This is a genomic window from Brenneria sp. hezel4-2-4 (assembly GCF_013155275.1).
Classification (GTDB): domain Bacteria; phylum Pseudomonadota; class Gammaproteobacteria; order Enterobacterales; family Enterobacteriaceae; genus Brenneria.
The window spans coordinates 318,082-344,157 of the sequence record NZ_JABJXS010000001.1; the positions used below are offsets into that span (position 1 = coordinate 318,082).

At 50.2% G+C, this 26,076-nt stretch carries 32 protein-coding genes and 3 pseudogenes; 4 read left to right on the top strand and 31 right to left on the bottom strand.

Annotated elements, in window-relative coordinates; all coding sequences use genetic code 11:
- Positions 1-4 precede the first annotated feature (4 nt).
- The 8 genes and pseudogenes from HOY33_RS01450 to HOY33_RS01490 form a co-directional block, all read right to left on the bottom strand.
- Positions 5-1,072: a hypothetical protein gene (locus tag HOY33_RS01450; protein ID WP_330527007.1), complete on the bottom strand. Its 1,068-nt coding sequence runs from the start codon at positions 1,070-1,072 to the stop codon at positions 5-7.
- Between the two features lie 251 nt (positions 1,073-1,323).
- Positions 1,324-1,578, bottom strand: a complete 255-nt coding sequence (locus tag HOY33_RS01455) for a colicin E3-like toxin immunity protein (RefSeq protein ID WP_172287913.1) — start codon at positions 1,576-1,578, stop codon at positions 1,324-1,326.
- A 10-nt stretch (positions 1,579-1,588) separates the two neighbouring features.
- Positions 1,589-3,136, bottom strand: coding sequence for a colicin-like bacteriocin tRNase domain-containing protein (locus tag HOY33_RS20560; RefSeq protein ID WP_253906905.1), 1,548 nt, complete (start codon positions 3,134-3,136; stop codon positions 1,589-1,591).
- Between the two features lie 186 nt (positions 3,137-3,322).
- On the bottom strand, positions 3,323-5,446 hold the full coding sequence (locus HOY33_RS01470) for a portal protein (protein ID WP_172287914.1): 2,124 nt from the start codon (positions 5,444-5,446) through the stop codon (positions 3,323-3,325).
- Positions 5,446-7,110 (bottom strand): terminase, encoded by a 1,665-nt coding sequence (locus HOY33_RS01475; protein ID WP_172288784.1) that lies wholly within the window; start codon positions 7,108-7,110, stop codon positions 5,446-5,448. Before HOY33_RS01475 ends, HOY33_RS01470 begins: the two co-directional genes overlap by 1 nt.
- Before the next feature lie 47 nt (positions 7,111-7,157).
- The gene (locus tag HOY33_RS20565; RefSeq protein ID WP_172287916.1) at positions 7,158-8,024 is read right to left on the bottom strand and encodes a terminase; all 867 of its coding nucleotides are present in this window, start codon (positions 8,022-8,024) and stop codon (positions 7,158-7,160) included.
- A gap of 222 nt (positions 8,025-8,246) precedes the next feature.
- A pseudogene (locus HOY33_RS01485) lies at positions 8,247-8,609 on the bottom strand (Gp49 family protein); the annotation flags it as partial.
- A 127-nt stretch (positions 8,610-8,736) separates the two neighbouring features.
- Positions 8,737-8,949 carry a hypothetical protein gene (locus HOY33_RS01490; RefSeq protein WP_172287919.1) on the bottom strand — a complete coding sequence of 71 codons (213 nt, stop codon included), beginning with the start codon at positions 8,947-8,949 and terminating at the stop codon, positions 8,737-8,739.
- A 196-nt stretch (positions 8,950-9,145) separates the two neighbouring features.
- Here HOY33_RS01490 and HOY33_RS01495 point away from each other — a divergent pair, with 196 nt between their 5' ends.
- Positions 9,146-9,412, top strand: a complete 267-nt coding sequence (locus tag HOY33_RS01495; protein ID WP_172287921.1) for a hypothetical protein — start codon at positions 9,146-9,148, stop codon at positions 9,410-9,412.
- A gap of 76 nt (positions 9,413-9,488) precedes the next feature.
- Here HOY33_RS01495 and HOY33_RS01500 read toward each other — a convergent pair whose 3' ends face one another.
- From HOY33_RS01500 to HOY33_RS01600, 22 genes and pseudogenes are all read right to left on the bottom strand, one after another.
- A complete protein-coding gene (locus HOY33_RS01500) occupies positions 9,489-10,013 on the bottom strand; it encodes a hypothetical protein (RefSeq protein WP_253906906.1) in 525 nt (174 codons plus the stop codon).
- Between the two features lie 127 nt (positions 10,014-10,140).
- A complete protein-coding gene (locus HOY33_RS01505) occupies positions 10,141-10,689 on the bottom strand; it encodes a lysozyme (protein WP_172287924.1) in 549 nt (182 codons plus the stop codon).
- 4 nt (positions 10,690-10,693) lie between these two features.
- On the bottom strand, positions 10,694-11,008 hold the full coding sequence (locus HOY33_RS20770; protein WP_371734374.1) for an HP1 family phage holin: 315 nt from the start codon (positions 11,006-11,008) through the stop codon (positions 10,694-10,696).
- A 102-nt stretch (positions 11,009-11,110) separates the two neighbouring features.
- Entirely contained in the window at positions 11,111-11,926 is an 816-nt protein-coding gene (locus tag HOY33_RS01515) for a TIGR02642 family protein (RefSeq protein WP_172287927.1), read from the bottom strand.
- A 73-nt stretch (positions 11,927-11,999) separates the two neighbouring features.
- The gene (locus tag HOY33_RS01520; protein WP_172287928.1) at positions 12,000-12,200 is read right to left on the bottom strand and encodes a hypothetical protein; all 201 of its coding nucleotides are present in this window, start codon (positions 12,198-12,200) and stop codon (positions 12,000-12,002) included.
- Positions 12,201-12,207: 7 nt separating this feature from the next.
- The gene (locus HOY33_RS20575) at positions 12,208-12,402 is read right to left on the bottom strand and encodes a VRR-NUC domain-containing protein (protein WP_371734372.1); all 195 of its coding nucleotides are present in this window, start codon (positions 12,400-12,402) and stop codon (positions 12,208-12,210) included.
- Between the two features lie 251 nt (positions 12,403-12,653).
- Positions 12,654-13,847: a hypothetical protein gene (locus tag HOY33_RS01530; RefSeq protein WP_172287930.1), complete on the bottom strand. Its 1,194-nt coding sequence runs from the start codon at positions 13,845-13,847 to the stop codon at positions 12,654-12,656.
- Between the two features lie 11 nt (positions 13,848-13,858).
- Positions 13,859-14,155: a DUF1364 domain-containing protein gene (locus HOY33_RS01535; RefSeq protein WP_172287931.1), complete on the bottom strand. Its 297-nt coding sequence runs from the start codon at positions 14,153-14,155 to the stop codon at positions 13,859-13,861.
- A complete protein-coding gene (locus HOY33_RS01540; RefSeq protein ID WP_172287933.1) occupies positions 14,148-14,615 on the bottom strand; it encodes a hypothetical protein in 468 nt (155 codons plus the stop codon). Before HOY33_RS01540 ends, HOY33_RS01535 begins: the two co-directional genes overlap by 8 nt.
- Positions 14,616-14,625: 10 nt before the next feature.
- Positions 14,626-15,273 (bottom strand): DUF1367 family protein, encoded by a 648-nt coding sequence (locus tag HOY33_RS01545; protein ID WP_172287934.1) that lies wholly within the window; start codon positions 15,271-15,273, stop codon positions 14,626-14,628.
- Complete coding sequence (locus tag HOY33_RS01550; protein WP_172287936.1) at positions 15,270-16,130, bottom strand: hypothetical protein; 861 nt, start codon at positions 16,128-16,130, stop codon at positions 15,270-15,272. The genes HOY33_RS01545 and HOY33_RS01550 overlap by 4 nt, the downstream gene beginning before the upstream one ends.
- Positions 16,127-18,226: a DNA cytosine methyltransferase gene (locus HOY33_RS01555; RefSeq protein ID WP_172287937.1), complete on the bottom strand. Its 2,100-nt coding sequence runs from the start codon at positions 18,224-18,226 to the stop codon at positions 16,127-16,129. Before HOY33_RS01555 ends, HOY33_RS01550 begins: the two co-directional genes overlap by 4 nt.
- Positions 18,223-19,134: a phage N-6-adenine-methyltransferase gene (locus HOY33_RS01560; RefSeq protein WP_172287939.1), complete on the bottom strand. Its 912-nt coding sequence runs from the start codon at positions 19,132-19,134 to the stop codon at positions 18,223-18,225. The genes HOY33_RS01555 and HOY33_RS01560 overlap by 4 nt, the downstream gene beginning before the upstream one ends.
- Entirely contained in the window at positions 19,131-19,364 is a 234-nt protein-coding gene (locus tag HOY33_RS20580) for a DNA translocase FtsK (protein WP_330527293.1), read from the bottom strand. Before HOY33_RS20580 ends, HOY33_RS01560 begins: the two co-directional genes overlap by 4 nt.
- Before the next feature lie 9 nt (positions 19,365-19,373).
- Positions 19,374-20,273 (bottom strand): annotated as a pseudogene (gene rdgC / locus HOY33_RS01565) (recombination-associated protein RdgC); the annotation flags it as partial.
- 3 nt (positions 20,274-20,276) lie between these two features.
- A complete protein-coding gene (locus HOY33_RS01570; protein ID WP_172287942.1) occupies positions 20,277-21,086 on the bottom strand; it encodes a hypothetical protein in 810 nt (269 codons plus the stop codon).
- Positions 21,073-22,047: a hypothetical protein gene (locus HOY33_RS01575; RefSeq protein ID WP_172287943.1), complete on the bottom strand. Its 975-nt coding sequence runs from the start codon at positions 22,045-22,047 to the stop codon at positions 21,073-21,075. Before HOY33_RS01575 ends, HOY33_RS01570 begins: the two co-directional genes overlap by 14 nt.
- A gap of 35 nt (positions 22,048-22,082) precedes the next feature.
- A pseudogene (locus HOY33_RS01580) lies at positions 22,083-22,367 on the bottom strand (helix-turn-helix domain-containing protein); the annotation flags it as partial.
- On the bottom strand, positions 22,364-22,540 hold the full coding sequence (locus HOY33_RS01585) for a DUF4222 domain-containing protein (RefSeq protein ID WP_172287946.1): 177 nt from the start codon (positions 22,538-22,540) through the stop codon (positions 22,364-22,366). The gene HOY33_RS01585 and the pseudogene HOY33_RS01580, both read right to left, overlap by 4 nt.
- Positions 22,515-22,709 carry a hypothetical protein gene (locus HOY33_RS01590; protein WP_172287948.1) on the bottom strand — a complete coding sequence of 65 codons (195 nt, stop codon included), beginning with the start codon at positions 22,707-22,709 and terminating at the stop codon, positions 22,515-22,517. The genes HOY33_RS01585 and HOY33_RS01590 overlap by 26 nt, the downstream gene beginning before the upstream one ends.
- The gene (locus tag HOY33_RS01595) at positions 22,706-23,062 is read right to left on the bottom strand and encodes a hypothetical protein (protein WP_172287949.1); all 357 of its coding nucleotides are present in this window, start codon (positions 23,060-23,062) and stop codon (positions 22,706-22,708) included. Before HOY33_RS01595 ends, HOY33_RS01590 begins: the two co-directional genes overlap by 4 nt.
- Before the next feature lie 16 nt (positions 23,063-23,078).
- Positions 23,079-23,321 (bottom strand): YdaS family helix-turn-helix protein, encoded by a 243-nt coding sequence (locus HOY33_RS01600; protein ID WP_172287951.1) that lies wholly within the window; start codon positions 23,319-23,321, stop codon positions 23,079-23,081.
- 100 nt (positions 23,322-23,421) lie between these two features.
- Between HOY33_RS01600 and HOY33_RS01605 the strand changes: the two genes are divergently transcribed.
- From HOY33_RS01605 to HOY33_RS20585, 3 genes are all read left to right on the top strand, one after another.
- A complete protein-coding gene (locus HOY33_RS01605) occupies positions 23,422-24,156 on the top strand; it encodes a helix-turn-helix transcriptional regulator (protein ID WP_172287952.1) in 735 nt (244 codons plus the stop codon).
- Positions 24,157-24,306: 150 nt separating this feature from the next.
- Complete coding sequence (locus HOY33_RS01610) at positions 24,307-24,753, top strand: hypothetical protein (RefSeq protein WP_172287954.1); 447 nt, start codon at positions 24,307-24,309, stop codon at positions 24,751-24,753.
- Between the two features lies 1 nt (position 24,754).
- Complete coding sequence (locus HOY33_RS20585) at positions 24,755-25,054, top strand: hemolysin XhlA (RefSeq protein WP_253906907.1); 300 nt, start codon at positions 24,755-24,757, stop codon at positions 25,052-25,054.
- A 99-nt stretch (positions 25,055-25,153) separates the two neighbouring features.
- On the opposite strand, the gene HOY33_RS01620 is transcribed toward HOY33_RS20585, so the two are convergent.
- A complete protein-coding gene (locus HOY33_RS01620; RefSeq protein ID WP_172287955.1) occupies positions 25,154-25,939 on the bottom strand; it encodes a hypothetical protein in 786 nt (261 codons plus the stop codon).
- Between the last annotated feature and the right edge of the window lie 137 nt (positions 25,940-26,076).

The following is a 26,076-nucleotide window of genomic DNA, read 5'->3' on the forward strand; positions in this document are numbered from 1 at the left end:
TTCGTCAGAGTTGTTCGAGCAACGCCTCAATCTGCGCATCGGTCATACCGGCGAACATTGCCTGTAACTGCTCAGGATCGGCATTCGCGGCCTGTTCGAGTGGTGACGCGGCGCTGGTGCTGGTTGTTGAACCGATATCTGACGGTGAAGCGGGTAATTGTGCGGCCGCGGCTGCTGTTGCCAGCGCGGCGGCGGCCTTTTGCTGAATCTCTTCGGCTGTCGGTTGCTTGGCATCCTGCGCCGGCGGCGTCTGCTGCTGAGTCGCGCTCTCAACAGTCTCTCCATAAGCGGCGCGAGTGCGCTTAGCAACTTCGCCAAATCGTTCAGCGAGTGGTTTGTCTTTCCATGCAGGGTCATTTTTGAGTGTTTCATCAATGTGGACAGCCAACGTAAAGCGATCCGGATCATCGGTTTGCCAGGCTTTTAAATCCGGAGTTGCGTCCAGAGCGGACATAATCGGATCTGCACTGGCTGCCTGCTGCACCGGTGCTGGCTGCGCGGATTGCAGATATTCCACTTTCTGGACCAGCGAATCTAACACGCCGGCCAATTCAGGAAATGAATCACGTACGCTGGCTATCTGCTCCGGCGTAATCTGGGTTTTCTCGGGTAACTGCGCAGGCTGTAATCCAGCGGCATTGATCTGGCGCGTAAGAACCTCAAGCTGACGCCTCGTTTCGGCCAGTTCAGCGGCGGTGCGCTGGCTGGATTCCGCGACGCGGCGTTTCTCTGCGCGTTCCGCTTCCAGCACGTCGTACGGAATGACGTGTTTACCGTCTTTACTCAGAATGCTTTTCGGCTGTTCTGCCTGCTGGCCCTGCCCCGCATCTTGCTGTTGCTCGGTAGTCGCGCCCGGCGTCGGCGTGTCGGTCTTGGTATCGCCCGTATTCGACTGCGTTGCATCAGCCTGTCCGGCAGTTCCCTGCGTTCCGGTACTCTCTGGAGCGGTCGCTGTATTGCCTGGTGCTGGCGTTGCGTCATCACTGACGTTGACATCACCGAGTTTATCCAGCAGCGCTTCCAGTTCTTCCGGGGTTTCATCACCCGTTAAATTCAGTTCCACGTTGTCCACTTATGACTCCTGCATGTCTATTTGTCGGATAGATCCGAAGGTGTTGAGGCGTATCGCTGCCCATGCGAATAAGCGCTCTTGTCAAAGAACACTTATCGGCACAAACAAAAACGCCCACCGTAATTGGCGGGCGCTGATTTTGTGGTATAAAAAAACCGGAGCTGCTTTTGGGGCATACTCCGGTATCTTTCTGGAATTTAGCGCGTATTAACTTCAAGCGCAAGATGAACGTTGGTTATCTTATATAACCGTTACCATTTATCACGGTAATCAAATGCCACCTGATAGATGTGGTTTTTTAAATCAATTTTATGTGTGATATATGGTTGAAGGATTGGAACCCAATCTTCAGTAACATTAAAGAAGCCATTATTCATGGTGTCATCTAACGGAAGTCCACACTGTTCAATAATTGCATCGTCATCACCAAAGTCTTGTGAGTACTCATCGCCAACAAAATCTTCTGTAACCTTATCGAACCAATTCAATTGCAGCTTTAAGCCCATGATATTCTCCTCAAAGATATTTTTTAATATTGCGTTTAGGTTCAGCTGGTTTCAATTGATTCCCGGTTTTTGGATCAAAGGCTCCCAAATGCTGCCCATCACTGGCGCGATACCCCTCCAGCTCACCATGCTGAGAGTCCCATTCGTAAACCTTGCGCCCTTTATCACCAATCCAGCGCGGCCGCATTCCACCACCACCCTGTTTAGGCGTTTTGGGATTTCCTTTTTTCAATTCACCTAAGCCACCAATCTCTTCTGTTTTTGGTGCAGGATGATATTTATGGCCTTGTTCTGCGACACCTTTGCGTTTTTTCTCATTTTCATCCTTGGCTTTTTTCTCCGCATCTTTTCTGCGTTGTTCTGCATACGTGATGGCTTCTTCTGCCTTGGCGAGTTTGACCTTTTCCTGCTCGATTTTACCGGAAAGCTTGTTTATGTACCCCGCTCCCGCAGAGAGAATATCTAATATTTCCTCTTCTGGCATTGCATGTGATGGCGTGGTTGTCGCTAACGAGCGTTTAAAGTCCTCAATTTGTCTCTTAGCGTCTAATATATCTTCATTCAGAGAAGCTATTTGAGCGTTTATATTATCTCTATTTGTTTTTGCTCCGTTGAGATCCTTGACTCTTTCTGCCAACTCCCGTTCAGCCACCGCTTCAGGATGTTGTTTCAGCCATTCCTGTTCACGCTTTTTCGCCTCTGCAATCTGTTTCTTTTCTTCTTGTGCCGCAATCACTTTGGAAACAGATACATAAATCGGTTCATGACTTCCACCAAAATCAACGAAAGCGTGGTGTGTATCTGGCGCCGGGGTGGAAAGAAATGATGATACTGCCGGATTATCTTTCACTTTTGGAGGGTTCTTAGCCAAGACTGTCGGGGTATTTTCCACCTTGATCTGGAAAGCTGGTTCTCCGTCGATAATTTTGGCAGAAAACACGCCGGATACTTTTGTCTTTTCCGCTTTAACTACCGGAATATTGGCAACAAGTGCATTTGTTGCTGGTTGGGTAAGGGTAAGTTGACGTTTGGAGAGAGCGGGATCGATCACTGCTTGAGCCAGAAGATTCGATGGCACAGTAGGTTGTTTGCCAATTTGATTGACAGGTAAACCAGTTACCAACTTAGCAGGCAACGCAGTAACATTATACCCTTTATTCATTACGCCCTGTTTAGCCGCCAACTGAGCCAGCTTTTCCTGCTGCATTTTGTTGAATGCCGGATCGATACTATCCGCTGCAATACTGGAAGGCCACAACGCCCCGGCGGTAAAACCAATAAGACGACCAGCAACCGGAAGAGCCTGGCTAAGCAATGCGCTGATTTTGTTAAGACCTGTGTCGATTACCGCTGTATTAATCGTGAATCCCCACGTGCTATTGATGGGGTAAACCGTCATGGGTACTGCGACCGCCAGATAAGGATTTACAACAGCTTGCTTTTCAGGATTTTTACCAAAATCGACCGACGAACTGTTGCTACCTTTATCACCCCCGCCACCACCTTTACGATCATCACCGACTGGCGTACTCCAACCGCCTCCGCCACTTACCGTCATCGTATCTCCATTATTAGGAGCGCATAAGCTGTATTTTATCATTGAAATTCTCCATGTGAATAAACACTAAAAATACTGTATATAAATACAGTATTTTTAATGATAAAAATTTTCACAGCTCAAGTCAAAGCTCTTTTGAAAGTTTTTAAATATATATAATTAATTGATAATTATATATTTATCTAATCAAACCGGAATCGCATCAATCTGTCCCTGAATAGTCTGCATCATCTGCGCACTCAGCGCGTCTATTTCCCGCGTCGTGTTCTCCATATCCTGAAGAATACGACCGGTTTCTGCCTGCGTCTTAGCATCATCAAAGCGCTGGCTGTTAGTCAGCGTCTGTTCTCGTTGCGCAGCGGCTGCAATACGTTGCGCCTCTGCTTCCAGTTTCGCCACCTTCCCGGCAATTTCGCGCATCGCCAATTCCTGCTGTTGCGCCTGCATCTGCTGTTGCTGCTGGGCGGCCTGTTGCTCTTCCGGCGTCATCTCATCCGGCGCCTTCGGCGTACCAAGCGCGCTGCGGATCCGCTCGATAAACTCGGCTTTCTTCGGTACATCCAGCAGTTCTACCCACATATCCAATACAGTGGCCTGCACCTGTGGCGGAAGACCGGTAATAACCTGAGACATACGTTCGGCCAATTGTGATTTGTATGCCGGCGTCTGCTGAATCGGCGCCAGCGCGATATGCGCGCGCAGGCGGGAAATATCGTTAGTCATCCCGCTTTCAGTTTCTTCATTGATGGTGACGGACTTGCGGCGGCGTGGATCGTCACGGTTAACCACCACGGCATAATTACGGCGGCGTTTGAGGTCGTCCAGCAGATAGGAAAGCAGCAATTGCCCCACCTGCTGGCAGGCAAACTGATAGTTATCGTTGATTTCCGCCAACGTCGTCGCACCCTGCTCCACCAGGTTACTGATTGCTACACCAGAGGATGCGTTTGATTCCTGTCCCAGAAAAGCGGAGTACACGCCCATGCCGTCCTGAATCAGCTTCATGCTTTCCTGCATGACCTGGAACTGTTGCTGGGCAACCTGAAAATCCTGCTCAATTTTCAGCGCATCTGATGCGGTAGTTTTGTTGGCTCGTTTGGGATTGAGATTGATCACCCCGTCCGGGCGCTCAGCTTCCTCTACCAACTGCTTGTCTGTCATATTGGTAGCGTCTTCGTCTTTGATAATCCGCTTGGCCTGCAACAGCCAGGTCAATTTAATGCGGCGGAAATTCACTTCATCCTGCGCCGGGATTGCACGGCAGGCCAGCCCATAGGGTGCACCCGTTTTATCTTTGCGATATCCCCAGAATGGGATCAGCGGAAACATGCCCTGCGGCGCTTCACACGGACGATCGGCAATAAAATGCGGACCGACAAACCACGCCTCGCGGATCCGGCTGACTCGCGCCATTGACACGGAAACTCTGCCCGTCGCCAGCGCCACCGCGTGCATCACATTGTTTTTATCGAACTGGATAACGCGCCCGCTCTGTAACTCCATCACCGGCATACGCTGATAGGTACGATAATAAACCACCTGCAACAGCACTCGCTTACGGTTCGATGATATCCATTCGCTATCCTGACGGCTCCATGAATGATATTCCTCATAGCCGCTGATCAGATCGGATTCCTGCCCTTCAGCCAGATCAGACTCAACAAACCCTTTCCACTCATGTACCGAGTAATCAATCACATCAGCTTTATGCGGGAACGTGCCTTTTACTTCATCAACATCCATCCAGCGTTTGCGCATCATCCAGCGGCAATCACTCAGATCCGCCTCACGGCTGAACCAGTCCCAGAACACTTCGTTACGGTGAACCGTGCCGACCTTGTAACGGTTGCCGAACGGATCGCTGTTCCGACGCACTTCAACCCATGATAGCCCGGCTTTAATCTGCTCGGCATAGGCATCAGAACGTGCTTTGTTCAGCCCTGACAATCGACAGGCATCAGAGAATTCGGCATTCACCGCTTCGGCCAGTTGTTCCATTTCTTCATTAGGATCGTCAGCAATAACCATCAAATCGGTACGGGTCTTGGCCTCCATCCCCAATACACCGTCAATGGTCGGCGCAATCAGGTTATGCATGGTCAGCGGCTGCCCGCGCTCACGCAGTTTCGCCACCAACTCAGGCGCCAGTTGATCGCCATCGTAATAAGCACAGGCGGTATTCGCCGTGGTGCGCCAGTCTGGTTGGGCGTCAATGTCCGATGAAATATCCAGTAATTGACGCTGCGTAAAACGATCGCGATTATCCTGCTGCTGTGGCCGGGCCTCAGCTTCAATAATGGCTGTATTCATCAATGTGACATCCAGTGAGAGGGTTTAGATCGGTCGATGGGTTTTGGTTTCGGGCGCGCTGGCATACGGGCGCGCATTTCCTGTGCAATCGCGTAGCTCATTACCTGGTCGTCGAAACAGTCAGTCTGCGCATTCATCCGACCTTTCGGGTCATAAACATAGGTGTTCAGTTCGTTGATGGTGCCGATCCAACGAATGCCGGAAGCAGTTTCACGCAAAAGCGTTTTCAATCCCTCAATCACAATAGGTTTGCTTTGCTTCGTGGTGAGCCAGCCGAGTTTAGGCGTCTCATCATCGTTATCGCGATCAAGGTATTGCTCGGCGTAAATAGCGCGCACCGGATAAATATCACGCAGCTTTTGCAGGACAGCATGGCCGTGATTGTTGCGCTCCGGGCCAATGAACGCGGTGTTGTAACAGGTGCCAATGTGCGCCAGCAGTTGGGCGAACAACTCCGCATCCAGATGACCGAACCAGTGCGCCACTTGCTCGCCGGTGGATTTCTTCACTACGTCAAATGAAGATCGGTCACCGTTTTCCAGCCCCTCGGCCACGTCCGCGCCGATCGCGTAATCCTCATCCGGATCCGGTAGTTCCCAGACCAGCAGATGATTTAGCAGCGTGCGCTGGAGTTCGTCTTTGCTGCCGTCGCGCAACGCTTGCACTTTGGTGCGCTTGCCGGTTATAGGGTCCATATCGTAGACAATGCGGGGCGGTCGGGTTGCTCCCTCGGCTTTCATTACTGTAATGGCCGTGAACACGCGGCGGCCAGAGGTCAGAAAGGCTTCCTGCGGCGTGGACGGGAATTCCTGCTTCATTTCCTCGCCCTGCTCAACCTCTTTCCTGATATACCACTGCTTTTGCTGATCCGTCAGTGTGATGCGCATGGCGGCTTCCACCGCGGCGAAATATTCCTGATGATATTTGCTCAGGCGTGGGCCGCCGGCCGGAACGGATGCGACATATTTCGGATCGTCAAACCACGGATAGAAATGAAACTTGTAATCCTGCGTCGTCAGCTCAATGCCGGATTGCGACAGTTCAAGTGCGCGGGTGCTCATGGTGTAGAAATCCCCACCGACACCCTCGGCGGTTGATTCATCAAAGATGATACAACCGTCGTGAATGGCGTTGAGCGTACCGGTGCGCAGTTCTTTCGCCTTTGCCGGGTACTTAGCGCAGATCTTACCGTGCTCGGAAATATGCAACCGTTGAACCGTGCCGGAGCGGAAAGACGTCGCCACCTGGATTGAGCTACCGTGCGAAAACAGGATGTACCCGCCGTTGGCGCCGCTACGTCGCTCGCTGATCTTGAATGTCGAACGCAACCAACCAGGCAGATTATCGAAAGGTATCGATATCTTGGTACGGAAGATTTCGCCGGCGGCAACTTTGTCCTGCGCGATAATCCCGCATTTCAGATTGCGGTTGAACAGCGCCTGGTCAAGCAGGTAGATATCAATCGCCGTGGAAAATCCCAACTGGCGCGCCTTGAGAATGATGTTCCGGTAATGCATGTTCTGGAACAGCCGACGCTGCGCCGGACGCATCCGAAACGTAACCAGTTGGCCTTTCTCGTTCTCAATCTTGTACAGATTGTTGAGCCGCCACCACGGATTGCTCAACTTCGATAAAACAAAAAGGCGCTGCTGCGCCTCGGTCATGCTGTCCAGTTCGTCTTCAACCAAACCGGTGTCGTAATGTGGTGTGGTCATTGCGCCAGCATCCCATCATCAGGCATGTCGTGAATATCCCTGACAACATCGGTCAACGGCGTAGTCACGTCTTTGCTTTCCGCCGTAAGTTTCTCCGTCTCTGCTTTCAGCTTGGCGGTGGCCGCCTTGATACGGAAGGTGTCGGCTGCCAGCCGGGGAACATTCACCGCATCAAGCTGTAATCTACTCAGACTGTTTTCCAACGATTCGATGCGGGCAATATTGCGATCAAGCCCCTGTTCGGCCTTGAGCATTTTGTCATACAGATCGATACGAGTTTCAACGTCCGGCGCGTTCTGCAAATCCTCCATGATTTTGTTCAGCGTCTTGGTGACAGACAGCGCGCGGGCGCGGGTGAAAATCAGTTCATCGCGCAAATCGGACTCTTTGGCAGCGTCGAAAAGCTCGTCGGCGTGGAGGTATTGGGCGTAGGCACCGTGCTTTGTGGCGTATTGATGACCTTTCACAAACGGGCTGACGGCATTGGGATTGCCGGGATTGCCTTCAGTAAACCGGCCCGCTGAGTCCCTGCCGTTTAATTTCGCGTCTGGTTGTGAAGACTCGCTGCCGTGATCGTCTGTATCTGCCGCTCCATCATCTTCTTCATCATCATAGTTATCAGGCTTTTTCGCTTGTTTGCGATTCGCACCTTTCTCTTTGCGAATCTGCGAATCCTCTTTTTGCGAACTGCGAATTTGCGAATTCTGCTCAATGACGTCAGTTGCAGCCTTTATCGTGATGTAACGCTTCGCAGAACTATATGGCACGTCATTCTGAACACACCAATCCGCTGGGGAGATTCCCGTCGCTGAATATGCAGAGGCATAATCGGCCAGCAGCTTTTTCCAATCGTACTTTGCCATAACGTCCTACTGAATAAGCATTATCGAACCACCTCTGGGAAGTGGTTCTGTAATGCCTTACTCCGAGTATTCTGGTTGAGGTTCGAACGCCAGGGCGATATTACCTTTGCTGCCGCTATAGGCTTGTACATCACCCAACAGGAAGAACGGGATGCCGTTGATGCTTACCAGTTGGTCGCGATAAAGAGTAACGGGCTCCGCATTTGAGGGCATGGTTGCGGATTGCTCATAAAGACGCTGCTTCAGCAGATAACCTTCCAACTCCCAAATTTTATTGATGGCTTTCTCCCGGGCATACTTCCGGCCAAGCTCCGCATTGAAATTATCGGGGCTGACGCAGGCGCTTTCGCCAGTGACGGTGAAGCCGTTGCGCAGCACCAACACGCAGGTAGTTAACTGATTGAGGCTTTTGGCGATACCTGCCGGTGACGTCCCCATATGAGACTCGCCACGTACGCCGTCACCTGCCGTGAAATAGAATTCGCTACGGATAACACTCGCAATATGCTCCGGCGTGACGCGTGGCGCGGTTAAACCTTTGGTCTGAATTTCCTGTTCAATCTGTTGATCGTTGGTCGGTGTCATGGGGATAACCTTTGTTTGTGGGCATAAAAAAGCCCCGGCGAATGCCAGGGCAATGGTTCGGTTAATGACATTACTATAGGTCTACCTATGGTGATGGCGAGAAAAAACCGCCCGAAGGCGGTTTCCATTAACTTTCAATCTCGGCATCTAAAAAACCTCTGATTGATGTTTCATCAATCAGATTCAGTTCCCGCTGCAAGAAGGCGGTCTTCTCACCTTCGGCTGTTTGATTTACGAACTTTAGCCCAATGTCCCATATTTCCACTCGTGTGTGTCCCTTCGGAAAGTAATCGTGAGCGATGGAATAAATTTTTTCGATTGTGATTAAATTTTCTTTCACTTCCCCCCCTTACATAATTTTGTTGGTTACAGGTTACCCCTGAAACTTATTGGGTGACAGCATTATCACTGGCGCTCAGTGAAGCCGACTTACCCCATAGAACTACTCCTCATAACTTTGCACGCTGACGTCAGCTTACCCGTTATTTAAGTGCTATCCTATCTTTGCACTTTACATAGATGCATGGAGAAAATGAATGACTACACCAATCGATTTAGAACAACGTATTTCGGATCTTGAAACGTCCAATGAAACTCTTAAGTTTGAACTACATGCCGCTTATGTCGCCATAATAGCGATTTCTGTCGCTATGAATGGAACGTCAGGTAAGCCAGGAATGTTAGCCACAGCATATGAAGAGGCAATTAAATTACCCCATCAGCAGAAAGTAACTGATGAGAATCCTGAATACTTCAATAAACTTCACGACCAAGTAGCAAAACTACTTGCCAGAGCCAATTAATATTTTATCTGTGTTTATAGGGAGAGGGAACTCTCTCTATTTCAAAACCTATTTCTGATATATTTTTGTAACCCGCTTATTTGCCTTTTCTAGCTGATTCAACATCACTAATACTGACCAGTTGGCTATTTGCCAGGTCAATCGTCGTCAGCAATGGTTCAATCCAATAAACCGCCTGCCCGTATGTCAATCGGCAGCCGGCGGCAGCGGTACCAGTACCGGCTGCATCAGCTCCGCTGGCAACGGTACGCATTGCGCTGGCACGTAGACTGTGCGCGTAGTCGAGCAGGCGCTTAGCAACATCATCAGGCACACACTGACGGCCAGCCGGATCACGTTTGATGATTGTCCGGTAGATAATTTGTTTTTCATCGGATTGACCTTTGATGGTGATCGCGTCCTGATTGGCCTGCCTGGCGATTTCGTTGTATCGCTGAAACTGGAACGCCTGCCCGGCGATGATCGACTTCTGACCGGCGCTAATATCATCGGCCTGGACTTTACCGCGCTCGGCAATATCCGCATCCCAACGCAATCCCTGCACATACCACCCGGCGCCGAACGCAGCCGCCAGCGTGCCGCCGATCAGCAGCGCTTTCATTTTCGTGGATAACATGGTTTGCCTGTTAAAAAGTGAAGAGATTGATGATGGTGAGTGATTCAGATTTTACGTAACGCTGCCAAATCACGGTTAATTTGAACATTTACTAACCAAACTGGAGCAATATTCAGAAGTTTAAGCAAAGTGCCTTTTCTTTCTCCCGCCGAATAACCAGCCCTGCCAGGATTTCTTTTCCCGCATAAACCCATCGAGGTAATTGGTTGCAGGCCGCCGTGTATGCCTGGTTAATCAAGTGGCGATACATCGTAGACCTGAGAAATTTCGTGCATCCGATATTAAAAATAAAACTCCCAATCCCATCGAACACACCTTGCGGCAATTGCTTTCCCAGCTTTCGCTCTATATTGGCCTCTATACAATTCTGTGCATCCAGTTGGTCCTCAGCAAACCACTGCGCGATTTGCTGATCGCTGGCCTGGGCCACTAGGCCTGAACCTTTACCTGTGTGGCCGATGCCTTGCGTAACGATTTTTGCCGGACACAAATACGGTTCCCGGCGGCAACCTTCAGCATTGCCCATCACTTCCATTGCAGCCAGGCTGAAACGTAAGCTGTTTCCCGTCGCCGATTTATATTGATCGGCATTGTTCAATACAATGCCAATAATCACGCTGACGGAACAGACAATGGCCGCCGCGATTTTACGCTTAGCCATTGGCTTATCCCCCAACCTTCAGATTAAATTCCTTGCGTTTGTAATACCAATTCAACGCAAATGTACCGATGGTGCATATCATGCCGACGATTATTGCCCAATCACTCAGCGTTAATACTGAAATAGCATCAAATAACTGCCACGATGGTTGATTCGTTACTGATGAATATGCCTTTTCTGATACGCCTGCACCTGTTAATGCGGTCCCGGATCCATATGATAGCTTGCTATATATCGCGCTCATTCGCCTCATAGCCTCACCCCCGATTGTTCGGATGGCGCTGTGGTAGGAAATAAAAAAGCCTGCTGGGCGAACCATGCAGGCTTGAGGACTGACCAATAAAAAACCGGAGCTGCTTTTGGGGCATACTCCGGTATCTTTCTGGAATTTAGCGCGTATAGCGGGACAGGTCAATCGAGTTTATATCACGTCTTCTATTTCATTATGAATTTGATTGCTCAGAACATTAGCCGCTTGGGATTCTTCGATATACAGCCATCGCATACACCGTTTCGCCAGATCCAGATACTCCGACCACTCGCCCGCTGGTATCACAGCCCCTGAGATAAGCATCGATTTTCGCAGATGCTCAAACGTTGCCGTAATCCGCCCATGCCCGCCGCATTCATTGCATAGCACAACGGCTGGCCGTAACGTTTTTCCGGTACCACTACAGCGAGGACAAATATTGTTCTGTGCCGCCTGATGCTTCGCCCATGCACGCAATGCTACACGTTCAGCTTCAATCCTGGCCGATAATTGATCTATCTGCTGGCCGATACGTTGATATTCATCGTCGCTAACGCGATCCCGACTGCGCTGTTTTTCCTGTTGCTTAATTTCAGCCTGAAGCACATCAGTATTCTTACGTGTTTGTGATGATCGGGAGCTGTATCTGCGCAATAACTTGGCGATATGATCAATTTGCGCGGGTAAATTTCGCTCCAGCACCATACTTAACGCAATCTGGCAGGCGGTTATGGCATGTTCTGGATGAGGTCGGGCATTTACCCAATCGGTAATAGCTGTCCGAATCCGTTGTTCTGCCTGACTATCGTGCCGATACTTTGCCATTAGTAAATCAAAACCAACAGAATGATGGTGCTGGGCGGTGGCGAATGCCCCTAATATTTGCTCTTTGGTAAGGATTGCACGCCCGCGCCCGATGTTCAGTGATTCAATACTCATGCAGCGCGGATCGTGCATCTTGATAAGTTGTTCTATAGCTATGGTCATTTGGTCAATCCTGCGCGGTGGTCACTGGACTGATTGTATTAATTAAGGGCTGACACACAAGGAAATAAACAGATCATTCTATTTCTGCTTTGGTGAAAGCCTTTCCTTGCCTAATTAATGTTCTCAATGCTGTTTTCGCTGCATTAATTTCTTTCATGCCATTCAAAAATATTGTTTCTGTTTTCCCATTCCCAAGTACAACAACCTCATTATCTGAACAAATATATTCAGCAGCATAAATGACACCATCCTTTTCAACCTCTATGTAACTCATATCTCCCTCACAAATTTAAATATCTCTCTAACACGTTAACTGCCTGAGTAAAACCGAAGCAGTAAACAGCATAATATCCCACTGATTCCAACCTGCTCAGCCATATCACTTGCTGTGTTGTCAACTTACCATCCCTCGCTTTCATCTCGATCCACAGACAAGCATAACCACCGCGTGGGAGTGCCAGAAGCAGATCTGGCACACCAGAACGAACACCAAGCCGTTTTGCATCACGCGCAGCTTTCGGCCCACGCTTTCCCTCGTTTGGGATATGCGGCAGATAATCCCCGATCTTTATTCAATCAATCACTGTCTTATCTGCCCACTCAATCAATGACGCTTGCTCTTCAAGCTCGGCCTGGTGATAGACTTTGCGCACCTTTCCGTTGCGAGTTTCCAGTTTGGCTTTGGTCTTAATGGCGGTTAGGGCGTTAATTGAGTTGAATAGTATCATTATTTTTTAGCTGCAATGATCTTTCCAGCAAGTTCAGCTATAGTTTCTACACCATCAAGCACTGCGGGGATCTTATCTTCGTTAGCTTGAATGGGGCTAAATATTAACGACTCAAAAGCTTTCCAAGCACTATCTGTTTTTTCGCTACCATCCCTTTTTTCCACATAATCATGGATAAACTCACATAGGCTAAGTCGCATATCTATTTGTAGCAGCTGAGATTTAATATTTTTTAGTTCCCCATAAAATAACCGCATGAAATAGAATAACAATATTTCCAATGTAAGCAATGGGCCGAAAATAAACACATCCTTTAACGCCGGGTCTCCTTTGTCATAACGAAAAAAAATAGAAACCAAGGGGATTAAAACCATAAATAGAGTGGGGATAAAAAATCTAACATAAGAATAAAAGAGTTCTTTCTGTTTTTTCTTCCCTATTTTATTAAAGGCATCAGACAATAGTGCAAAATTTAAATTTGAATTATATTCCTTTAATTTACCAATCTTACCATCAACATCTTTCAATAATTTATCCTGATTTGCTAATTCTTCATCCACAGTTAAATTCATATTTATAAAATCATTTATTTTTACCCATACTTCATTTTTCTTTATATTATCAATATTCATTCTAATTGCCGAAAGCTCGCTATTAAAATCATCAACCATCCCGGACTTCAATTTATATGGGATACTATATTCTAAAGAACTTAGGCAATGGTATTGAGTCTGGTTAAGCTCTACAGTTATTTCATCGATCTTTCCTAACAAAGATTTGACCTTCCCAACTGCATAAAGTGAACCATCTATTGCTCCTAAACTACGAGTTACATCACTCCGAGAGAAAAACTCCATTAAAGATAAAACAATATAAAACAAAGCGCTATTAGGCCTCTCTTTGAATAAATTAACATCAAGGTATATATTATTTTCTTTCATTCTGCTGTATGTGTATGGCAGCATTGATAACGTAGCATTACCCTTATCCAAAAGATTAACCCGCAGAATTCTCCAGCAATACATGAAATATGAAAAATAGATTTCTTCATTGGAAAAACCTGCCCCATCACAAAGTAAAACTTTTACAATATATTTGTTGTCATAATTTTTTGGTAAAAAAGCTGAACACCATTTTTCCAAATAATTATCTATCTCTTTTATATCACCAACATATCCAGCAGAATTATCCATATTCTCATCCTCTAATAACTATTTAGTTTTATTGTCAAATACAACGCCTGAAGCAAAACCTCTTCTTTTTCCCCAGTCAGCCAGTCATACGACACTCGCCCATCAATCACATCATGACAAGACGAACAGCCATAGACAGCCCAGAAGTCATCCCCTTTATATCCCATGCCGTGCGTAGGGCTCGGAAGATGGCACAACACCGTTGTTTCGGGATTGCCATTGCATATGCCCGGTATCTGCAAAGTGCACATCTGCCCACGAGCAGACTCACGTAATTTTTTTGAACGGTATGCAGGTGATTTAAGCATTTTCCTTTCCCCTCATCAACTTAATATCGCCCACCCTTTTCAGTACAAATTGAAGTTCCTGATTCGCTGTATGGATCTGCCCATTAATCTCATTGAGCCGATTCTGAGCATTTCGCACCCGCCCTTTGCAATTGGTCTCTTCGCGCCTTAACTTCTCCAGCCCTTCGCGGTGCGATTTAATTTCCATTCGCAAAGAGCGCAGTTCCCATTCAACCTTTGTTTCCTGTTTAGCCAGCGCCAGCAGGTGATCGAACGGTTCCAGAATTGCGCCGCATAGACGGCATTTCACTGAACGCTCATGTTCCGAGACAATAACCCGCTCATGGCGGCACGTTCTCCCTTCCGGCTTCGGCGCCTCAACGAAATTCCGCATTTCTTTGATGTCGGCGTTGTCATCAAAGCGTTTGGTAAACTGCAAAACGTTATCGCTGTCGTCTGGAAAATCCACATTATCGGTCATTGGTCAGCCCTCAAAAATTCATCAACTGGTTAACGGCCTGCTCCATTTCGGCCTCATCAGCAAAATAGCAGCTCAGCGTTTCAGCCCAGATCACCCCGGCCACGCCGCGGTAAACGCCATCAAACGCCGCCTGATCCATATTGGCAAACGCGATGCTCCAGCGTTGTTTCAACGTTCCGCCGTCCGGGTTGGGCACCAGATCATAAAATTCCGCCTTGATCATTACGTGGTTCAGATATGATGCTTTGGTCTTGACCGTTTCCGGATCGAACCGGCGGCGGCGCTGGGCAGCCACTTTATTCAACACGCGCGCGGCAATGCCCTTTGTCACGTTGTCATACAGCGAGGGATCGCCAGCTTCCTGCGCCACCTCGCGCGCCACCTCCTCCGCTATCCACACTTCTGGCACGCTGACGAACGTCCATTCCGGCTCCCAATATTGAAAGCCAAGATCCAAAAGCGCCCAGAATTTGCGGTGATGCTTGATGTTGCGGCGGTCACCTAATGGAGAAAGCGAGATCGGAGTGCCGACTGGCACCCCTTTCATTACATCGCGATCGTGATCGGTACAGTATTTAATGCCACCGCCGGGCAGCAGCACGCCCAACGCTTCGGTTTTGTGCTTTTTCGGGGATTTGGTGCGCGTTGCTGTGGTCATGCTGAATTCTCCCCAGGCAGTGGTTCGTTACCATCGGCGATAGTGCGTTCGAGATAACGAAAAAGGTTACGAAAACGCTGAATTTCTCTGTCACTGGCCAGCCTGTTACGCGCTTCATAAATCGCCCGGGTTAACTGGGATATAGTGGCATTCTCAGGCAGCCCGAGCGCCGACGCCAATTCCATCTGAGCATCATTCAATCGCCCGGTGGACCGCTCCAGCGCTTCCCATCTCCGTTTTTTCTCCTCTTCAGTCTCGCGGAAGATTTCTTCCCGCGCCGCCTCCCGTTTGGCGGTAGCATCACGGAGCCGTTCGGACGAAAGAAGTGCCTCCCTTACCAGATGTGCGACCTCTTCACCATGGCGCTTCGCTAGTTCCCGCTCCGTCACCCAGATGCTTCCGTAGCGCACTTTCAGCTCAGTGCGTTTGCTTTCACGCTGGATGCCGTCAATCAACAGCTTTATCCAGGCGTCCCGCGGCAGATTGTCGACAGCGTTCAACGTAGGCCCTTTGACTGTCCGCCAGCCGTTTTCACCACGGACCATCAGCCCGCAGCCCGCAGGCAAGTCAGACTTTTTGATCAACCCTTCGGGCACGGCGAATACGATCCCGCTAGCGAAGGGCATATAGCTGGTGTACTTGCCCTTCGTCACGTCCGCACGGAAATCGGATACGCTGATTTTGCACTCGTAGGCGATGGGGCAGAACTTGCTGAAGCTGAATGGTACGGCATACACATCGGGGCGTGGGCTGCCCGCCGGCCCCAGTTGCATGTCTTCCCAGACAAATCGAGATGTGTTCTGGCGGAGATGTTCCGCCAGGTCATGGGCAAGGCCATTGTGGGTCCACTTGGTCATGCTGCCACCTCCTGCCGTTCTGCACATAACTCAGGCAGATTGGCGCGGACCAGCGCCTCGGCGAACGGCGGCGGCACGGCGTTCCCGCAACGGGCCACCTGCTTATCTTTCGCGTATTTCACGCCCCGATAATCCTGATCGATGATGTACCAGGACGGAAAGCCCTGCGCGGCGTAGAGCTCATGCGGCTGCAACATGCGCATGCCGATATCGACGATCTGATAGTCAACGCCCTCGACCGTGACCAGTCCGAACCTGTCTCGGCTGGTTACAGTGTGGAGCGGGTCATTGATGTTTAGTCCTTCCTTCTCGTTGCCGTAATATTTAAGCAAGAAAGCACGTACTTCCCCAATGTGCAGCCCGCCAGCGGTAATAGTCGGCATTGGCTCAGTTACAGGTTGGCCGTCTTTGCATGTTCCACGTAGCTTCACAAGATGGGACGTGACCATAGCGTGTTTTTTCGCCGCTACGACTGTACCCAGAGGCTTCTCGATGTCCTGCACGCGCGCTTGCTGTCCCGGGCGTTCGCCGTAGCCGATAGTTAGGAGGTTCGCAGCGACAACAGCATGATGATCGACGGTTGTCACCGAATGCACTGGTTCATCCATCCCTACTCCGGGACCGGTATAATTACCTCCGTAATGTTTCGCCAGAAACGCGGACACCAACTGCGATTTCCCACCACCGCCCGCCGTGATCGTACCGTTTGGCTCATCGGCGCCATGGCCTACGCTGTTACCGAACTGCCGAGCGATTACCGGTGCCACCAGCAGATGCTCAGCTTTGCTTGTTACCGTTGTAAGCGGATCCGTTGCATCGTATGCCATGCGATCGCCACCGAAACCGGTTTGGCCGATACGCGCTATCACGGGCGCCACAACACATGCATGGTTCGTATTGACCAACGTATGCATGGGTTGTTCAACGCTGCGAGGTTTGGCTGAATACTTTGGCCCACCAGCTCCAGCAATGAACGGTGCCAGTTTCGCTTCGACCATGCCCAGAGCGTGGCCGTTCCCGCCGGGACGATTGGACGAACCAGCAGTAACTGTTGGTATAGGTTCCGTCACTTCCTGCCCGGTGGCACCAGTACGAAATTTCGTTAGATGAGGTGTAACAACGGCAAAGCCATGCGTACGGGTAATCGTCTGCAACGGTTCATCCAGTGGTTGTCCACGAAAGCAATCGTATTTCGTCTGGTTGCTGGTGTGGTTGCACTTCACAATAAACGGCGTCGGGTTATCCAGCACGAACCGCTGAATGCCGCGGGCGATACGCTTCAATGTGTTTTCCGCCAGCGGCTTCTTTCGCTCGAAAATCGATGGGCATGGAATTGACCAGTCTATGCACTCGGCGGCGGTTCTCCACGGCTTAAGTTTACCCGCCTGCACTGCTGGGGATTTTGGATCGCCGTGCGTCGCCTCCGGCCACACCACCGGCTGATCGTCGCAGCGCATCACCATGAAGAGCCGCTTGCGCCGCTGCGGCGTTCCGTAGTTATCAGCGCGTAATTCACGATAATCGACAGCATATCCCAGTCCGTGTACCAGAAGCCGGGCCTGATCGCTGGCCGTCTCAATACCAAGGAACTCGCACACCTCGGCCAGTGCCGGGTGATCTGCCGGTACGCCGGTGCCCAACATACCGACGAATGCCGCGAACGTCTCGCCGGCGCGCACCGGGTCCGGCCGTTGTGTGCCGTCGGCATCAGTCAACAATGGCCCCCAGGTTTTGAACTCCTCGACGTTCTCCAACATCATCACACGCGGGCGTACCGCCAGCGCCCAGCGCAGGACAATCCAGGCCAAGCCGCGAATCTCCTTTTTCACCGGTTTGCTGCCCTTCGCTTTTGAAAAATGCCGACAATCGGGACTAAACCATGCCAGACCCACCGGCTTGCCGGCGGTGGCGGCCACCGGGTCGATATCGAAAACGCTCTCGCAGTAGTGAAGCGTGTCCGGGTGATTCGTCGTGTGCATAGCAATTGCATTCGGGTCGTGATTAATCGCAATGTCCACACTTCGACCGATCGCCATTTCAATACCGGTACTTGCCCCGCCGCCGCCGGCAAAATTATCGACGATGATTTCCCTCATGATGCCGTTCCTTCTTCTGCGGTTACGGACGAGCCCATCTTCTCGGCCAGCGACGTGGCGATGGTGATGATCTCGGAGTCCTGCGTCCCTTCCAGGCGCAGGCGGTTAATGTGGCTACGGAGTTTGTGTTGCTGCGCGGCAGGCAACGTGTCCGCTGCCGGAATCTTCCCGAACAGGAACTTGACCTCCGCCGGCCAAACGGCGTTGCCGGTGTCCGGCACTGGAATAATTTCTGGAATATTTTGTTGTCGGATTTGTGGTATAAGCCGTTCGGCCTCGCGTCGAATCTGTGCCAGAAATGCCTCTCCCTGCGCCAGTAGCCGATCTCGCTCGATATACGCCATCGCCGCACCGCTCCAGGTCTTGTCGAACACAGCGATCGCTGCGGCGAATCCGGCGGAACTGGCGACCTGTCGGGCATCTTTCGGGATAAACCACGCCGGCAGCTCGAATCCGACGCGACCGCGAATAAACGCGACGTGATCCGCCTGCTCCGGCCACCACACTTCGGATGTCGCCGCTTTGATGAGAAACACGTACCGCCCGCCGCGCTCGCGTTGCTGGGCTGCGTAGTCCATGATGTGCCGCATGCCGGTGATGTACTGGCAGTCATGCTGACTGGCACGGGAGTATGGCGGGTTGGCAAATGCGGCACCGTTCAGCTCAGCTAGGCGCGAGGACCAGTCCTGCGCCAGCGCATTATCACGCGCCGTGTAATAGGACCGGCATTTTGCGTTATCCGGTTCCGCGAACAAATCCAGAACAAGCGGACCAAAAGCAGCGTTAATACCCCAGAACAATGCATCGGGCGTCTGCCACTGATCGCCAACGTGTTTTAGTTCGTGACCAGGCTGACGTTTGTAGCTATCCAGCGCCAAGACGTATTCAGATTGGGAGAAATCGGTCATGCCACACCCTCCCCGGCCAACACTTTACGAATGCCGTTATGCTTGGGCGCGGAGATTACGCCTTCACTCTCCAGTGCTTCGATAAGTCTGGCCGCACGGTTGTAACCGATGCGGAAATGGCGCTGTAGCTGGGAAATGGAGGCTTCGGATTTTCCAGTGAGAAATTTAGCGGCATCAGCATAGAGCGGATCTTTATCCAGATCGTCGCTATCGGTGGTAATGACCGTCACCGCGTCACTACGTTTAGATTCCCCGCCCAGTGCCAACACCAGTTCGCGGATCAGCGCGGCCAGTTCCCCGGTCAGCAGCACAAAATCAGCATCGAAACGCGCCGCCACGTCTTCGGCGTCAGCGTTCTGGTCCAGCAACACATCGGCGAATTTCAGCTTTTTCAGGCTACCGTCATCGCCCAAAACGAACGAGATCCGCTCCCGCCACTCCAGCTCCAACTTGGTGACCAGCTTTCCAGCACGGATGTGATTGGTAATTTCGTCAGCGGTCAGATCTTGGTGTTTGCTGCGCAGTACGCCGCCCTCTTCCAGAACCCCTTTCAATTCAGCCTCATCCTGTAACGCAAACCCAACTGGTGCGGCACCGTTTCGTACCCACTCGGTCAGCGTCAGCTCGATCGGCGTTTCCAGTGTCAACGGCACCACCGGCAACGAGCCGAGGCTTTTACGCAGCAGCGCCAGCGCGTCTTCGGCTTTTTTGCCGCTGGCGGCATCCACGACGATCAACCCGGCCCCTGCGTTAATCCAGATGTTGGTGATATGGTACTTACTGAACGCGCGCGGCAGCAGGGTCTGAATAACTTCGTCTTTCAGCGCGTCTTTCTCGGTCTTTTTCAGGCTGCGCCGCTGTTCGGCTTCCAGCTTGTCGATTTTGTCCTGGAGGGCTTTTTTGATAACCGGCGCCGGCAGGATTTTCTCTTCACGCTGCAACGTGAGAAGAATCTGCCCGTTCGCCTGGTGCGCCAGCACATCCAGCAGCGGATCTATCGGCGAAACCCATCCGGTTTTTGCCCAGTCATTGCTGCCGCATGGCGTGAATGCAAACGCCGTCAACTTCTGTTCCAGATCAGCCCAGTCCAGCTCGCGCGACAGGCGATAAATCAGTGCGTTTTTGAAAGTGATGCTCATTGGTCAGTCCTTAAATTGGTTTTCATCTGCCGCGCTGTGGTCAGCAGCCCGGCGTAATTCATCTTGATAACGCTTTTCTATTGCCTCGTTGAGTTGCGCTTGTCGTTCCCCCCATTCGTGTCTTTTCTGTGCTTCCTGTTGAGTTCTCCGATCCAGTAACGCCCCGGAAAACGCCTGTATCTTTGCCAGCATCTGGTCCCGCTTTCCGCGATCCACTTTCGGCGGCGGCAGGCTGGCAGGCGGCGCTAAGTATTTTTTCACCTCCGGCGCCAGCAACAATCCAGCACTCACCGCATGCTCAACCGCTCCCTTCACGGTCCCTTTGTTCCACCCCTCCGAAACCGTCCACTCAGGCAAAGATCCGGTAGCCTGAGCCGCAGCCACTAACCGCTCATAGGCGGCGATGAATGCCATTCGCGCCCCTACCCGATCGCCATCGGTGAAAATGGGCTCGGCAATACTCCATGCCTGCGCAATTTCGGTCGTCCAGACCACCGTATTCGCTTCGTCCTGCGCAGGCTGCGCGATAGCCCACGCCTCGTTGGGACTGAGCCATGACGGTCGGCCTATGATGTTCTGAATGTTGCGAATGATATCGGCCGGCTTCGGTGCAAACCGGCCCTGATCCGGATCGGTAATCCACAAACTTAATGCTTTGCGAATCAGTGAAATATCGAACGAACCGATAGCGTTCCAATACAGCCGGATCACCGGTTTAGACGAGTCTTTGCCATACACCGAAAGCGTTGCTTTCATCAGTTCGGCAAATTCGCGCTTTACGGCCAGTTCGGTGGATTTGTCAATGGTGACCATCAGAATTCCCCCGGCAGTCCAGTGCCTGCGCTTCTTCCTGCAACCATTCTTCAAAAATTTGCGCGTTCCTGGCCTCCAGCGCTTCCTGCCGGTTCAGCGTGCCGGCACTGCGCACAGGATTATTTCGGTTCGCCAGCCACTCAAACTTCAGCCCTTGCCACCCCGCCGCCATCGCCTCGCCCAGCGCCTGATCGACCGTCCATCCAGCGTTAACCGCTTTCGTCAGTTCCTGGCCGAGAATATTCACCACGGTTTGCGTGATCGGCGCCCGTTTGGCCTTTCGGTGTTTCACGTAATCGCCCCAGACCTGATCGCTGGGTAGCGTCGGGAATGACGAGAAATCAAATTCAGCCACAGGTGATTTCAGTGCGGTTTTACGCCTTCGCTTTTTCTCAGAAACAGCATCTGTTGAATTTTCCGGCGGCGCACTCGCGCGGTAATCTCCTGTGTAATCTTCTGTGTAATCTCCTGTAAGAAACAATGCTGGATCCCCGCCATACTGTTGGTTGGATTCCCGCAATCTTGTTGGCGGGTTTTCCACATTGTTGGATTCCCGCATTGTGGGATTTTCACTTTGTGGAGGTTCAGCACTTTCCGGCGACTCATCATCCGGTTCTTCTGACTGCCCCTCGTCGCCATACAAAAGCAGATGTTCCAAACGTTCAGCATTCACACGGTAATGAATTTTGCCGGGAACACCTTTGCGTTGTTCTTCCAGTACACCAAGTGCAACCAGACGCTTACGTGCGGTTTCCTGCTCATTGCGGGAAAGAAAAGTTTCCGCTGTTATCTCTTCGCGGGTTTTGTAAAACCAATTGCCGCCCATTTTGTTGTGCCAGTAAACCATTTGGGACAGGAATACTGCGCCTACCGTGCCAGATCTGATCTTTCCTTCCTGCAAATCTGCAAATGCGGGTTGATAAGCTATTGGACGGCTAAGTAATTGAATTAATTTACTCATCGTTTAGCCGCCTCGTTTGGTGATGTAGATACAAACTGCTCAAGACGTGAAACATTCAGGTAATACAGATTTGCAGCGTTACGATTACCAGCACGGCAATCCTTACGTAATAACCATCCCGTTTTTTCAAGTTCGGCAATGGCACCGTAAATTGTGCTGTCACCTGCCCCAATCTGCCTGGAGAGCGTATCAATACTGAGCTGGCTGACGCCGTCATCGTTTGAATAATCCGCCAGGCGCGCCATTATCATGAGTTTTGTACCCTTAATGCCTGAAGCGGCACACGCTTCCCATACGTGGCCGAGTAGTTTGCTGCTCATTTGACCTCCGTATAATATTTCTGAAATTTCCACACTGGCTGGCAGCAGGGATGCTCATACCCGGAACGCATAAAAATCACCTGCTGGTTAGCTTTGTCATACCCGATGACGTGGACTATCACGCCGCGCCGATCCCGGTAACGACGATCAAGCGTTCTGATGTTTTCCGTCATGTTGGGCCGCCTTTACTGTTTCCGAGGGACTCTGTTGGCGGGAATAAAACGCGGTCACCGTGCCAGACAAAGCCCCTGTGATAGCCAAACGCCGGGCTTCATCCCCGGCGATATCCAGCTTCTTACCGACAATGCTGGATATCAGATCAACGCTCTGCGTCTGGTTCATCGCGTAGCCCCTCCCGGCACCGGCGGCAACCAATCGGGGATCGGTAGCCCCGCCGCTTTCAGTTCGGCATGGACGTGGGCCAGCATTTCCGGCGATTCGGCAAACATCGCCAGAAATCCCCGGATAGCGGCAGTGTTGGTTTCAACAGCGGGATTGGATGACATGGCGCCGGCCACGCTTTTGATGGTTGCGGCTTCGCTTTCAGTCCAGCGGGTTTTGATCTGGTCTTCGCGCACGATGTGGAACGGCAGGCCATTCTTGCCGACCTTCTTGCGGGAAAGTAATTCCTTGCGAACGGCAGAGGCGATCGCGGCCCCTGCCGTTTCACTGGCAGGTTGATGTATTGTGGTCATTGGTCAGTCCTCGGTATTATTGTTTTTCTGAGTCCTGCACCTGGTCAGGGTGCGGGAACAGGTGAGGCAAGTCAGGGCGTAACTGATACCCTTTCACTACACCATTAGTTGCATTAACAACTGCTTGTACATTTTCTGGTGCCACTTTCGCCTTGTCGTACAGCCACTTTTGTACGGCAGCCTGGGTTAGCCCACAGGCTTTGCCCAGTTTCCGTTGTGAGCCGACAACTGCAATAGCGGTTTTAATGACTTCGTTCATAAAACCTCCGTGAGTTCGACCACATATTACAACTATGGTTTTTAAAAAGTCAAAACTATATTCGTTTGATGAATGACAACTGAGGTTGTAGATTGAGAGAATGAAAACAACACTCGCAGAAAGACTAAAAATAGCTAGAACGTCTCAGGGTCTGAGCCAAAAAGCCCTTGGCGATCTCATTGGCGTATCTCAGGCAGCCATACAGAAAATCGAGGTTGGCAAAGCCTCCCAGACAACAAAGATTTTTGATCTTTCTACCGTATTAAAAGTTCGCCCCGAATGGCTGGCCAGCGGTGAAGGACCAATGCGTGCAGAAGGTTCAACAGCACCGCAAGCAGAATCATCCATACCTCCGCAGTCAGCATGGGGTACGGTAGCGTCCTGGGATGATAAAACACCACTATCAGAGGATGAAGTTGAGGTGCCATTCTTAAAGGATATCGAATTTGCGTGCGGTGACGGGCGAATTCAAAGCGAGGATCACAACGGATTCAAGCTAAGATTTTCTAAATCTACACTTCGGAAAGTTGGGGCTAATACTGACGGCTCTGGCGTTCTGTGCTTCCCCGCCACTGGCGACAGCATGGAGCCCATCATTCCGCATGGAACAACGGTTGCTGTCGATACAAATAACAAACGTATTATTGATGGCAAACTATATGCTATTGCTCAGGAAGGCAGTGGCAACGATAAGTTGAAGCGAATTAAGCAACTTTACCGTAAACCAGGTGGTGTGCTGGTGATTCACAGCTTCAACCGTGATGTGGATGAAGAAGCCTATGAATCAGAAGTAGAGATTATTGGGCGGGTGTTCTGGTATTCGGTGTTGTTGTAATAGCAGAAAAAGATAAAGTAGTGGTGTGAAATCAGTGCCTAGCCTAGTAGCAGAAATCAAGACATCTATGGGTAAAGGCGAAGCTGTGTCTGTATGAAAGTGAATTATCATAGTTGATGGTGAGTGTTTGGATAAAATGAGAAAATATAAATGACCAGTATTAATAAAATATGTTTTGCCTATCCCACGCTCTTGCAACCAGATATGTCAAATGACGATGGTTATATACCGGATCCATTGATAGCCGGGGTTGAAAAAGGTTCTGAACATACAGTAGTCGTAACTGCTGGACTGATGATGTCCATTGAGGACTCCATTTTTACATTCATTGATATATTGTTGGATGGTGAGGTTGTCAATCCTGATGACGGCGATCTAGATGGTCACTTTGAAAACCTAAAGACAAATTATATTCATGATAATCAATTGGTTATTTTATCATCAATGCATGTAAAAGGCGTTAATTTTCATAGGTCAGGAACATACGAAGTAAGAATGAGACTTTGTAAAGTTGACGATAACGGTGTTAAAAAAGACGACTTAATTGATTGTTATAGCTGTTATTTCCATGTTCTAGTCAAAGAAGAGAAGAAATAGTATGGGGCAGGTATTTAAACTCACACCAAAAGAAAGTCAGAGAGTTGATTCTAGTGTCTATGGCCCCCATAATCATTCTCATGATGGTGGAAATGGCGGAGGTGATGGCATGTTAGAAAAACGCGTGGAAAAACTCGAAAACACTATGTCAGACCTGCGCACCGACATCGCCGTAATCAAATCGAATTACGCAACTAAAGCAGATTTACACGAAGAAATCGGTAAACAAACTAAGTGGTTAGCAGCAACAATTATTGCTACTGCTGCCATAGCCTTAGCTGTTGCAAGATTTATCTTTTGAGTTAACCTCAAGGTTCCCAACCATCCCGCCCCGGCGGGATTTTTTGTGCCCTGCCTGACTTATCTACCATTCACGCAGCCGACATAATCGAGCCGAACCTCAATAGTATGATTTAGCCGCGTCTTTGTTTGCCTTCTTGTAGATCGGAGTTATTGCTGGCAATTTTGCTTCAACCGCATTCAAAAACTCATTGTAATCCTCCGACGACGATCGGACTTGGCAAGCCCTATTTTTCTCTGTAACGATGAAATCAGGAAACATCCGCAAAGCAGCAAGATTCTGCGCTGGCAGTTTGCCGTTTGCGTTCGTCACCACGGTAACCAGACATTGTTCCGCTGCTCTTGCTTGGTCACCATAAAGCGCCTTAGTGACTTCGTAGGAACGGCGAAATCTGTAGTCCATTGGTGCTTTCTGCCATCCCGGATTACTTTTCAAGAGTTCGTCAACTTCCACCGCTACATCGAACTTGGGCGATCCGGTTTCGTGCCAAGAGTTCAGTTCTGGGACTGATTTTAAGGCATCACTGACAGCCTTTGGCATCTCCGGTTCCGTAGGTGGTGAGGATGGCGGCGGCGGCATAGTTTTTTTATCATGAAGTACCCACCCGTATCCCATCATACAGTCACTGAAAATTCGATCTCTTTCCGCAGCGGCACCTATTGCGCTCCCCATATTCCAGCCTTGCGAAAAACCAGAGGAGAAGTTTCCAGGGCCGATTGTAGTCGGAGTGTAGATCTGCGGATTGGATACCCCTTGAGACATAGAATTGCATGTGGCGCGATCGGCGTAAAAATCTTGCATCGTTTTGCTGTAGTTCACCCAGATCTTCTCTCCTGCGCATCCTGATATAACAGACATAAATATAAGAATCGTTATTTTTTTCATGACGTTAGCTTCCTGCTAGAACAGAATATTAAGATAAATCTTATATCACCAATCAAAAGAAAAATAAATCACTCATAAAAACAACCGAATATGCAATTAAAATCAATAAAAACAACTTTAGTATTGACATTAAAAAC

Excerpts from the sequence above, each read along its gene's own strand:
- HOY33_RS01455 (WP_172287913.1), bottom strand. The coding sequence starts at position 1,578 with ATGGGCTTAAAGCTGCAATTGAATTGGTTCGATAAGGTTACAGAAGAT.
- HOY33_RS20560 (WP_253906905.1), bottom strand. The coding sequence starts at position 3,136 with ATGACGGTAAGTGGCGGAGGCGGTTGGAGTACGCCAGTCGGTGATGAT.
- HOY33_RS01470 (WP_172287914.1), bottom strand. The coding sequence starts at position 5,446 with ATGAATACAGCCATTATTGAAGCTGAGGCCCGGCCACAGCAGCAGGAT.
- HOY33_RS01475 (WP_172288784.1), bottom strand. The coding sequence starts at position 7,110 with ATGACCGAGGCGCAGCAGCGCCTTTTTGTTTTATCGAAGTTGAGCAAT.
- HOY33_RS20565 (WP_172287916.1), bottom strand. The coding sequence starts at position 8,024 with ATGGCAAAGTACGATTGGAAAAAGCTGCTGGCCGATTATGCCTCTGCA.
- HOY33_RS01495 (WP_172287921.1), top strand. The coding sequence starts at position 9,146 with ATGACTACACCAATCGATTTAGAACAACGTATTTCGGATCTTGAAACG.
- HOY33_RS01500 (WP_253906906.1), bottom strand. The coding sequence starts at position 10,013 with ATGAAAGCGCTGCTGATCGGCGGCACGCTGGCGGCTGCGTTCGGCGCC.
- HOY33_RS01505 (WP_172287924.1), bottom strand. The coding sequence starts at position 10,689 with ATGGCTAAGCGTAAAATCGCGGCGGCCATTGTCTGTTCCGTCAGCGTG.
- HOY33_RS20770 (WP_371734374.1), bottom strand. The coding sequence starts at position 11,008 with ATGGTTCGCCCAGCAGGCTTTTTTATTTCCTACCACAGCGCCATCCGA.
- HOY33_RS01515 (WP_172287927.1), bottom strand. The coding sequence starts at position 11,926 with ATGACCATAGCTATAGAACAACTTATCAAGATGCACGATCCGCGCTGC.
- HOY33_RS01520 (WP_172287928.1), bottom strand. The coding sequence starts at position 12,200 with ATGAGTTACATAGAGGTTGAAAAGGATGGTGTCATTTATGCTGCTGAA.
- HOY33_RS01530 (WP_172287930.1), bottom strand. The coding sequence starts at position 13,847 with ATGGATAATTCTGCTGGATATGTTGGTGATATAAAAGAGATAGATAAT.
- HOY33_RS01535 (WP_172287931.1), bottom strand. The coding sequence starts at position 14,155 with ATGCTTAAATCACCTGCATACCGTTCAAAAAAATTACGTGAGTCTGCT.
- HOY33_RS01540 (WP_172287933.1), bottom strand. The coding sequence starts at position 14,615 with ATGACCGATAATGTGGATTTTCCAGACGACAGCGATAACGTTTTGCAG.
- HOY33_RS01545 (WP_172287934.1), bottom strand. The coding sequence starts at position 15,273 with ATGACCACAGCAACGCGCACCAAATCCCCGAAAAAGCACAAAACCGAA.
- HOY33_RS01550 (WP_172287936.1), bottom strand. The coding sequence starts at position 16,130 with ATGACCAAGTGGACCCACAATGGCCTTGCCCATGACCTGGCGGAACAT.
- HOY33_RS01555 (WP_172287937.1), bottom strand. The coding sequence starts at position 18,226 with ATGAGGGAAATCATCGTCGATAATTTTGCCGGCGGCGGCGGGGCAAGT.
- HOY33_RS01560 (WP_172287939.1), bottom strand. The coding sequence starts at position 19,134 with ATGACCGATTTCTCCCAATCTGAATACGTCTTGGCGCTGGATAGCTAC.
- HOY33_RS01570 (WP_172287942.1), bottom strand. The coding sequence starts at position 21,086 with ATGGTCACCATTGACAAATCCACCGAACTGGCCGTAAAGCGCGAATTT.
- HOY33_RS01575 (WP_172287943.1), bottom strand. The coding sequence starts at position 22,047 with ATGAGTAAATTAATTCAATTACTTAGCCGTCCAATAGCTTATCAACCC.
- HOY33_RS01585 (WP_172287946.1), bottom strand. The coding sequence starts at position 22,540 with ATGACGGAAAACATCAGAACGCTTGATCGTCGTTACCGGGATCGGCGC.
- HOY33_RS01590 (WP_172287948.1), bottom strand. The coding sequence starts at position 22,709 with ATGAACCAGACGCAGAGCGTTGATCTGATATCCAGCATTGTCGGTAAG.
- HOY33_RS01595 (WP_172287949.1), bottom strand. The coding sequence starts at position 23,062 with ATGACCACAATACATCAACCTGCCAGTGAAACGGCAGGGGCCGCGATC.
- HOY33_RS01600 (WP_172287951.1), bottom strand. The coding sequence starts at position 23,321 with ATGAACGAAGTCATTAAAACCGCTATTGCAGTTGTCGGCTCACAACGG.
- HOY33_RS01605 (WP_172287952.1), top strand. The coding sequence starts at position 23,422 with ATGAAAACAACACTCGCAGAAAGACTAAAAATAGCTAGAACGTCTCAG.
- HOY33_RS01610 (WP_172287954.1), top strand. The coding sequence starts at position 24,307 with ATGACCAGTATTAATAAAATATGTTTTGCCTATCCCACGCTCTTGCAA.
- HOY33_RS20585 (WP_253906907.1), top strand. The coding sequence starts at position 24,755 with ATGGGGCAGGTATTTAAACTCACACCAAAAGAAAGTCAGAGAGTTGAT.
- HOY33_RS01620 (WP_172287955.1), bottom strand. The coding sequence starts at position 25,939 with ATGAAAAAAATAACGATTCTTATATTTATGTCTGTTATATCAGGATGC.